The sequence below is a fragment of the Vibrio sp. 10N.261.51.A4 genome (assembly GCF_041471945.1).
Taxonomy (GTDB): Bacteria; Pseudomonadota; Gammaproteobacteria; order Enterobacterales; family Vibrionaceae; genus Vibrio; species Vibrio crassostreae_C.
The window spans coordinates 1-7051 of record NZ_JBFRPJ010000018.1 but is presented as its reverse complement, the minus strand read 5'-3'; the positions used below and the strand labels follow the sequence as shown (position 1 = coordinate 7051).

The window sequence follows — 7051 nt, the reverse complement described above, 5'->3', positions numbered from 1 at the left end:
TAATTACGCAACAAAGCCTCTGAAACTTGGAAATGGGTAAACTCAATACCGTTTGTATCTATAGCATCTTTTGTTGGTTATGTTTTATCTGGCATGTTGGGTCTAATTGGCACGATGATGATGGCAGCTTCTATATTTGGTGACTTTGAATTCCCTAAAAATAAAAAATTCAAACTTCCAAAAGAATTTGCTACGGCTGATTATGGATTTAGGCATTTTGATGAAATGCTCGTAATCGAAGAAAAAACTGCTAATCGGGTAGCCGGAGGTATCTAGCCTCCAGCCCCCACACCACCCTGCATGCGGCTCCGCACAGGGCGGTTCATTTAGAACACCTAACTGACTTTCTAGTTAGGATAATGAACTGCGATCCATCCATCTCTTAGTGAATATAATCCTGCTTTCTTCAGATACTCATTACTCAGAGCTTGCTGTATCCCTGGCGTTTTAGAGCTACGCCAAGGGCCTTTACTTGTGATACCACAAGCAACTGCGGCTTGGATCCTGACGCCACGTTTAAGTAAATTCTGTACCTTAGTCCGTGGTTTTCGCCACTGACGCCAGTAGCACATACGTACACGACGTCGGATCCAGTGGTCTAAATCGACACACCCTTGATAAGCGTTAGCTATGCCAAAGTAATTGATCCAGCCTTGCATGTATTGACGCACTTTAAACAGCTGATATTCCATACTAACGCCCCAATTTCGGTTCGTTAGTCGTCTCATCTTTTGTTTGAAAATGTGCAATGTTTTAGCATGCCACTGGATTTTCCCGCGATTAAATGTGAAGCCTAGGAACTTGCTTTGACTTACCTTAACCACTTGGCTTTTCTGTTCATTAACAACCAGTTTTAGCTTAGTGGCAAGGTATTGAGTGATGCTCTTGAGTACTCGTTCTCCCGCTCGAATAGACTTTACCAAAATGATAAAGTCGTCCGCGTAGCGGGCGAATTTATGCCCTCGGCTTTCCAGCTCTTTATCCAGACTATCCAACATAATGTTAGAGAGTAATGGCGAGAGTGGACCACCTTGAGGCACACCTTCAAAGCTTGCTTCAAATTGGCCATTGACCATCACACCTGCTCGTAGGTACTTACCAATAAGCGCCAACAGACGCTTATCCTGCACCTTACTTCTAAGTTGAGTCATCAAGAGATCATGATTAACTCGGTCAAAGAACTTAGACAGATCAACATCGACGGCAAATTTGCGTTTCTGTTTGATGATATCCCTTACTTGCAGTACCGCTTGTTTGGCATTTCTATTCGGCCTAAAACCAAAGCTGTTAGTCGAGAAGAACGGGTCAAACAGTGGCGTGAGTATTTGAGCTATCGCTTGCTGTATCACACGGTCAATGACGTTAGGGATCCCCAATTTGCGTATACCGCCATCGGGTTTGTCGATCTCAACACGCCTTACTGCTGAGGGCTTATACTCACCTCGCTCTAATTGAGATTTACACTGTTGCCAGCCGCCTTGTTGCATCCAAAGCGGGAAAGCTTCGATGGTCATGCCATCGATGCCTGGTGCGCCTTTATTGGCTTTAACTTGACGCCACGCTCGGTGTAGATTTTCAGGTTCGAGTAGTTGCTGGAATAAATCGCTGTTGAAGGCGGGTTGCAGATCAATACGCTGCTGATAGTAATCGTCTGGCGACGTAGTGGGTATCGACAAGTTTGACAAGACTCCTCCTTCTTCTAAATGTTCAGGCCTTCACCATATCCCAACCATTACGATGGGCGTTGGGCTACTATGCCGTCTGCTGACTTCTGCATAATCACATGCCGAGTTGCCCCGTCATGCGCTATCGGTTTCCATCTGATTCGCTCTTTTCAGTCGATGACGCTGAAAAGCCAAGGCACTTATAAACCAGAGCCTTACTGGTTAGTGACCGATCGCGAGTTAAGCAGATCTCCCCAGATAAGAGCATGAACTTTCTTTGCACTGCTGCATCATTTACGGTGGCCATTAGATCACGTGATTTCGTCGTCTTGTGCCAACTCATCTCTAGCCTACGCCTCATATGATGTTCTTGTTCATCAGCTCGCAAATTTGCTAGCGGCTTCCTTCAGACCAATCCTCGCGGATAAGCCCTTGCCATTCGCTAGTAGTTAACGTTTAATAACAGTATGTTATTCTCTTTTAGAAAGAGTAACGGTGATCTTCCTACAGAGGACTTTCACCTCATTAGTTCATGCCCATGCTGGGCGTACACAAATTAATGCAGCCGACCGCTGGCGCGTCGGCTGATTAAAGCGTTATAAGCACAAGGAGAAACAATGAACTTTTGGAGAATGCAGCTTCATCCTGATGATAGCGAGAATGCTGTAGCTCATACGGTTAAATCTCTAGGCCTTGGTTACATAGGGCTTGATTTTGCAAACCCTCCTGGTGACTTGACTGATGTAGATGCTGCTGACATACCAAAAAGTCAAAGAGACTATTGGGATTTTGCCCATCGAATGAAGGTAGGGGATTTCGTACTCATTGTTGCTCACCATTATCCTTGTGCTCTAGTTGAAATTATTGGTGAGTATAACTACATCAGAAAGCCTGAATGCGATCTTGGAGTGTGGTTCCGTCACTTTAGAAAAGTGAAGCCTGTTGGTTTTTACTCTGATTTCGTTACTAACCCAGCCAATTGGCAGAAAACTATAATGACAGATACCATCTCTATTCTTAATAGCACAGATAGTGCGTACGTAGGGTCAAGTCTTGTCTTTTGCCTTTTTGATGAAATCGTACGTAGGGTCAAGTCCTGTCTTTTGCCTTTTTGATGAAATGGTCTAGTTTTTAACTAGGCCATTTTTGTATAGGGAAGACAATGAGTAGACCACTGAGAATAGAGTATGCGGGTGCGCTCTATCATGTAACGTCGCGCGGTAATGCTCGACAGCCGATTTATCTGGAAGAGCAAGATTTTGAATTGTTTATCGAAGTGTTGTCAGGCACCAGTGAGCGATTCAATTGGGTCGTGCATAGCTACTGTTTAATGACCAATCATTACCATCTACTCGTCGAAACTCCTGATGGGAACTTAAGTAAGGGAATGCGTCAGCTTAATGGTGTGTATACCCAAAAGTTCAATAGAAAACATAACCGAGTCGGTCATCTATACCAAGGTCGCTTTAAAGCCATTTTAGTCGACAAAGACGCTTATCTATTGGAAGTGGGACGTTACATTTTACTTAACCCCGTTCGTGCAAATATAGTGGATACACCGAACGAATATGAGTGGAGCAGTTGGCCTTTTGTTACTGGTTTAAAAGAGTCACCAGACTGGCTAGCGGTTGATCAAACCTTGTTTCAATTTGGCCGCCAGAGAAATAAGGCTGTTGAGAAATACAAGCAATTCGTTTTCGAGGGGGTTGGTAAGCCACTATGGACAGGATTAAAGCAGCAGGTGTACCTAGGCAGTGATGAGTTTGTGAACAGTCATCTTCCTAATTTGAATTTAGCAGAGGGAGATATCAAAGAGGTTCCGGCAAAACAGCGACGTGCTAAACCTCTTTCGCTAAAGGAGTACCAAGACTCAGCGCCTAGTAGAAATGATGCCATTATTGCTGCATTTAATAGCGGTGGCTATACGCAAAAGCAAATAGGGAATCACTTCGACTTACATTATTCACGAGTCAGCCGTATAGTGGCAAAAGGCAAGACCTGCCCCCCCCCGTTGTTAGGTATGCCCGTAAGAAATGAAGTGGCTTAATTGCTCGCAGCCCTTGGGGTTACTACGCTCTTAGGGAGGAATTGTTCAACAACGCCACCTGTAAATCTCAAAAATCCTACATATTTTTCTTTAAAATTCCGCTTCCGTTTATTTTGTGACTGAATGGGCGCGTTAGCTAATATTTTTTGTCATCTACTGTGTTTCTGGCTCAGCGATTGGGTTGGCTGGGTTAAAATTTATTGGTAAAAGATCGGATGTCCTATTTCACTTCCATTTTTATTCTTTTTTTTCATTACTTTAAGGGGATTTAGGCTTATGAGGCGATTTTGATAGTATAAAATAATTTACTTAGCGTGCTAACCAAGTATAATAGTTAGCACGCTAGGTAAATGGGAACCATGATGCAAAAAGAATTCGACCATATGAAAGAGCTATCACTGGCAGAACAATTGGGGCGTCTGCATCGCTTATGGCGCACCGCTGTTGACATTGAACTTGCCCCTTTAGAGTTAACTTACCCACGCTGGACAGCCTTATGGAAACTGTGGCGATTAGGCGACAACCTCAGTCAAAAAGTATTAGCCAATGCCTTAGAAATTGAACTGGCCTCTTTAATGCGCACCTTAGCCCAATTAGAACAGCAAGGGCTCATTGAACGCCACTGTTGCCCCCATGATAAACGCGCCAGACTTGTCAATTTGACTCCTGCTGGACTCGATTTAATAACGAAAGTTGAAGTAACAATTATCAATATCCGTAGCCAATTGCTCTTAGGCATAAACGCTGAAGAACTTACTGAGTTTGAAAGAGTAATTAATCTGATTGGTAATAATGCGTTAACCAAATTAGCTAAAATGACAGACAAGTAAGTGAATACAAATATGACACCAGATCAACAATTTTCGCGGCTAACAAAAATTGCCTTAGCAGGCTTTATGCTGGTATTTGGTTACTTTATGTTTGCTGATGCGACTATGCCATTAACGCCGCAGGCTATGGCAACTCGGGTTGTGACTAAGGTTACCCCACAAGTTAATGGCCGCATTAAAACTATTGCTGTCACTAATAACCAAGTTGTTAGCAAGGGTGAATTACTGTTTGAAGTAGATCCTAGACCGTATAAGTTAGCGGTAGATGAAGCGCAGTTGGCTTTAGAGCAAGTCCAGCAAGATAACGCTGAGCTAGATGCCTCTTTGTTAGCGGCGCAAGCTGATGTCAATGCCAGCCAAACCACATCACAACAAAAACGCAGCGAAGCAAAGCGTCTTGATGCACTGTACAAAACTAATGGCGTATCCCAACAGCAACGCGATCAAGCTGACAGCGATGCCGCTGCGGCTGAAGCAAATTTGCTGGCAACCCAAGCCCGTTTAAAGCAATTAGAAGTGAGCCGCGGTGTTTACGGTAACAATAACTTAAAAGTACGTCAGGCCGAAAATCGCTTAGCCCAAGCCAAATTAAACCTGTCTTATACCCAAGTTCATGCGGATCAAGACGGCACAGTTACTAACTTGCAAATCATGGTCGGCGGCTTTGCGGCCATTGGCCAGCCACTGCTGGCTCTTGTTTCTGATGATGTGGATATTATTGCTGATTTTAGAGAAAAGGCATTACGAGATGTCTCAATTTCATCTAAAGCCCTTGTTGCGTTTGACGGTGAACCAGGCCGTTTATATCGCGCCCACGTCAGCAGTATTGATGCTGGGGTTAGCGCCGGACAGTTCGATGCCAATGGCAGTTTAGCGACTCCGCAACAATCTGATCGCTGGGTCCGTGACGCCCAAAGAATGAGATTGCATTTACAATTAGATAATGACGAAGTCATGAGAACATTGCCAACGGGGGCACGGGCGACGGTGCAGATAATGCCAGAAAATAGTTTGCTGAACTTATTAGCTCATGGGCAGATTAAAGCCATCAGTATGCTGCACTATATCTATTAACATCATACATTTGATAGATGCGCTATTTTAAATATATTACAGCGACACAAGGCAACAATCATGTTACTAAGATTTAATCCCATGACAGCCAATGATTTACGTCAATGTCTACGTATTGCCACTGCTGGCACGATTGGCTTTACTGTGTGCAAACTGTTCGGCTTTAGTAACGGGGTGTTTTATACTGTGACCCCTATGGTATTGCTAGGGCTAGCACCTGTGTTCACCGCCCATGTCGCGCGGCAGGTGTTGGCGTCTTCTGTCACAGCTGGATTAGTGGTAGGCGTTATCGGTGGTTTATTTGGTGGCCATCCAGTCTTAATGACCCTGATTATTTTTGGGGTGTTTGTTGGCTTTTTTACCGCCATGACCCGCGGCAGTTTTTTTCTTTATGGTGCCAATAGTTTACTTAATCTGAGCATCATGCTTAATTTTGCCAGTTACCCTGATACTGATCTAAACGGTCTCATCGGCGCTAATCTCGGCGCCACAATACTGGCAATCATTATCGCCTATATCATGGTCTCGTTAATCCCTGATGTTGAACCCAGAAAATTGCAAAAACCACCAGCAAAATCAGTAAATCGAATGCGACATGAAGTATTACTGGGGGCAACTATCGCCACAGCATCTTTTGTCGTGTTCCAGATATTTAATCTGCAAGACTCTATGTCGGCGCAAGCTGCCACAATTTTATTACTTTATCCGATGCATTTTACTGGGGTATTAAATTATGCCCTTAAACGTGCGATAGGTACCTTTCTTGGAGTGACATTCGGTGTGTTAGCCCAGTTGTTTCTTTATGATTGGTCAGGGCTGTTGATCTTAGTCGTGCCGGTTTTATGGTTTGGGTTAATGCTATTTAGCCAAGTACACGTCAAAGAAAACGTCGGCGCTGGGGTTGGCTTTGGAGCGATGACCACGCTGGGGATTTTATTTGGCCAATACCTCACCCCAGGTAGCGATCTGATATATAGTGCACTTTACCGTATTAGCAGTATTTTGGTTGCCATCGTAGCGACTTTATTACTGTGTTACATCATGCACACTTTACTTAACCGATTTGCTGCAACGCGCTTAAGTTATCAGTAATGCTGATAATGATTAATTGAGCATGGAAAAAAACTGCTTGTGACTCAGCATTAGAAACAATAGGGTCATGTCTTGTCTTTTGTCTCTCATAACAATCACCTGATTCCAGTACGGGATCAGGTACTAGTATTTCAATAAAGCAATTGGAGACACCGTTGAAACTTTTTCCTCTTTGCCATACCTGTAGTTATTCATGATTTGCTAATGTTTACTTTTCCGAAACTCATTTCTGCCCAAAGGTATGCTGGCGGTAGCATGTAACGCAAAAATGCCCTCAATGAAATGAGTTCTATTGCTTGAAAGTCGTGCGCCACTGAACCGGCGATAGCTTGTTGTTCCAATGA

General features: G+C 43.8%; 7 protein-coding genes. 6 read left to right on the top strand and 1 reads right to left on the bottom strand.

The genetic code is table 11. From position 1 onward, the window contains the following. Nucleotides 1–114 precede the first annotated feature (114 nt). Nucleotides 115–276, top strand: a complete 162-nt coding sequence (locus AB4384_RS05090; RefSeq protein ID WP_372129008.1) for a hypothetical protein — start codon at nucleotides 115–117, stop codon at nucleotides 274–276. 71 nt (nucleotides 277–347) lie between these two features. Here AB4384_RS05090 and ltrA read toward each other — a convergent pair whose 3' ends face one another. Beyond that, a complete protein-coding gene (gene ltrA / locus AB4384_RS05085; protein WP_102319985.1) occupies nucleotides 348–1685 on the bottom strand; it encodes a group II intron reverse transcriptase/maturase in 1338 nt (445 codons plus the stop codon). Nucleotides 1686–2281: 596 nt separating this feature from the next. Between ltrA and AB4384_RS05080 the strand changes: the two genes are divergently transcribed. The 5 genes from AB4384_RS05080 to AB4384_RS05060 all read left to right on the top strand — a co-directional run bounded on the left by AB4384_RS05080 (nucleotide 2282) and on the right by AB4384_RS05060 (nucleotide 6707). Continuing rightward, nucleotides 2282–2779: a hypothetical protein gene (locus AB4384_RS05080; RefSeq protein WP_372129006.1), complete on the top strand. Its 498-nt coding sequence runs from the start codon at nucleotides 2282–2284 to the stop codon at nucleotides 2777–2779. Nucleotides 2780–2826: 47 nt separating this feature from the next. After that, nucleotides 2827–3711 (top strand): REP-associated tyrosine transposase, encoded by an 885-nt coding sequence (locus AB4384_RS05075; RefSeq protein WP_372129004.1) that lies wholly within the window; start codon nucleotides 2827–2829, stop codon nucleotides 3709–3711. 362 nt (nucleotides 3712–4073) lie between these two features. Then, complete coding sequence (slyA, locus tag AB4384_RS05070; protein WP_017059069.1) at nucleotides 4074–4541, top strand: transcriptional regulator SlyA; 468 nt, start codon at nucleotides 4074–4076, stop codon at nucleotides 4539–4541. 12 nt (nucleotides 4542–4553) lie between these two features. Further along, nucleotides 4554–5615: an HlyD family secretion protein gene (locus AB4384_RS05065; RefSeq protein WP_017059068.1), complete on the top strand. Its 1062-nt coding sequence runs from the start codon at nucleotides 4554–4556 to the stop codon at nucleotides 5613–5615. Between the two features lie 60 nt (nucleotides 5616–5675). Beyond that, entirely contained in the window at nucleotides 5676–6707 is a 1032-nt protein-coding gene (locus AB4384_RS05060; protein WP_017059067.1) for a DUF2955 domain-containing protein, read from the top strand. Nucleotides 6708–7051 lie beyond the last annotated feature (344 nt).